At 63.7% G+C, this 2,222-nt stretch carries 3 protein-coding genes; all 3 read right to left on the bottom strand.

Going from position 1 to position 2,222, the window contains the following annotated elements; translation table 11 throughout:
- Positions 1-68: 68 nt before the first annotated feature.
- Entirely contained in the window at positions 69-512 is a 444-nt protein-coding gene (locus tag AC1D0Z_RS20005) for an acyl-CoA thioesterase (protein ID WP_477659918.1), read from the bottom strand.
- On the bottom strand, positions 484-1,500 hold the full coding sequence (locus AC1D0Z_RS20000) for an NAD(P)H-binding protein (protein WP_477659917.1): 1,017 nt from the start codon (positions 1,498-1,500) through the stop codon (positions 484-486). The genes AC1D0Z_RS20005 and AC1D0Z_RS20000 overlap by 29 nt, the downstream gene beginning before the upstream one ends.
- A gap of 76 nt (positions 1,501-1,576) precedes the next feature.
- On the bottom strand, positions 1,577-2,222 hold a 646-nt coding region (locus AC1D0Z_RS19995; protein ID WP_477659916.1), incomplete at its 5' end, for a histone deacetylase family protein.

Raw genomic sequence — 2,222 nt, 5'->3', positions numbered from 1 at the left:
GTCCACGGCATTTCGTGCGTCGCCTGCCTGGCGCGGCGAGATGTAAGGGAGCACGGGCTGTGCCAGGGTCATCGGAGGGTCTCCAGTACAGAAAGAAGTTCAGGGGGCAGCGGTGCCGGCCGGCGTGTGGCGCGGTCTACATAGACATGGATGAAGTGGCCTCGAGCCGCGCACAATGCGGCCTCGTCGCCGGGAAACAGCGCCACCTCATAACGCACGCTCGACGAACCCACATGCGCCACGCGGATGCCCGCGACAACAGGCTCGGGAAAAGCCAGCGGCGCAAAGTAGTTGCACTGGGTTTCGATCACCAGGCCGATCACGGCGCCGGTGTGGATATCGATGGCGCCGCGATCAATCAACAGGCCATTCACGGCGGTGTCGAACCAGCTGTAATAAACGACGTTGTTGACGTGACCATAAACATCGTTGTCGGACCAGCGGGTGCCGATGTCACGGAAGGCTTTGTAGGCGCCACGGGCTTCAGCTTGCGGGCGTGTCGGGGAGGTCATGAGGACCTATTCTGCCAGCGTGAACAGGGCCTGGCTGCGGCTGGACTTTTGGGCCGGCAGCCGGCCCGGTGTGYGGCCTGATCGGCAGGGGCTCATGCCCCAGCAATTCCGGCAAGCGGTTGGGGGAAGGCACGTTGTCACGCTGCAGCAAAATCCAGTGCCCGTAAGAGAACGGCGAAAAATGCAGGACGTCGCACACATGCGCACCCAGGCGCGCCGCCCAGTTGGGCAGCGGAATCTGCAGCGCGCGCGTGCCGGTGTAGTCGGCGCGAAGCTCACGCAGGTACTCGGCGTAGCCGTAGTGGCGGGTGCCGCCGAGTTCAACCTCTCGGTGGCCTTTCAGGGAAGAAAAAGATGCCAGCGCGGCGAACGCTTTTCCAAGATCGGTGGCAGCCATCGCCGCAATACCACCGCGCGCGCCGCGCGGAATGAAGTGCACCGGCGAGCGAGACAAACCACGCAGCCAACGGGCACCAAAGCCGCCCTCGCCGTCCAGCAAAGAGGGGCGCACGATGGCGTAGTCGCTGCCTGCCGCCGCGATGGCGCGTTCTCCCAACAGTTTGCTGGACAGGAACCGGCTCTTGGCGGCCTCATGCAAACCCAGGGCAGAGGTATGAATGAGCCGTATGCCTGCGGCTGCGCACGCGACGGCGAGCGCCGCAGGCGCACGATGGTGCACATGGTCATAGGACTCATTCGGACGCTGGCGCAGGATGCCCACGCAGTTGACGACCACATCGACCTCCTCCAGCAAAGGCGCCCATGCCCCCGGCTGCAGCAACTGCTCAAAGCGCGCCAGGCGCAGTGCGGCAAAGGGATACGCGCTTTCGTGGCGCTCGGGATGACGGCTGCCTATCGCCACTTGCGCGCCCGCGCCATGCAAGGCAGCCACGGCGTRCCGGCCAATGAAGCCGGTGCCACCCAACACCAACACACGAAAGGCACGGTCAGCAACGTTTTTCCGGGGTTCCGCAGGATCGGGCGACATGTTTGATGACGATTGGCTTGTTCTGATTTTTGGGGCGCCAGGATGGCCAAGGCAATGTAGCAGCAATCCGGGTGGACTACGGGTTCCAGCGCTTCCAGTATTCGAGGGCTACCCGGTAGGTATTCATCTGCACCTGAACCGTCTCGTCGATGTTGATGCCGTAGCCACCCGCCATGGAAAACGCCAGCGGTATGCGGCGCTGCCAGGCCCAGTCAAACACGCGCCGGTCGCGCGCCTCCAGGCCGTCAAAGCTCAGGGCCAGCCGTCCCAGCCGGTCGCCTTCGTACGGGTCAGCACCCGCCAGAAACAGCACCAGCCCCGGTTCAAAACGCCGCTCCAGTTCGTCGAGCGCGTGCTCCAGTGCCTGCAGGTAAGCGGCGTCACCGCAGCCGTCCGGCAGATCGACATCGAGGTCGCTGGCTTCTTTTCGAAACGGAAAATTCTTCTGTCCATGCATCGAGAGCGTGAACACGCTCTCGTCTTCCTGGAAGATGCTGGCTGTGCCGTTTCCCTGATGAACGTCCAGGTCAATGATGGCGACCTGCATCGGCTTGCGCTCGTGACGATAACGCCGCGCCCACTCTGCCTGCATCAACCTTGCGGCCACGGCTGCATCGTTGAAAACGCAAAAGCCCCCTCCCTTGCCCGCATAAGAGTGGTGAGTGCCGCCCGCCAGATTGGCGGCCACGCCCTCACCCGCCCGGCCCATGGAACCCATGGCC

The organism is Polaromonas sp. P1_E3 (assembly GCF_056405935.1).
This window is presented reverse-complemented; position numbering and strand designations above follow the sequence as displayed.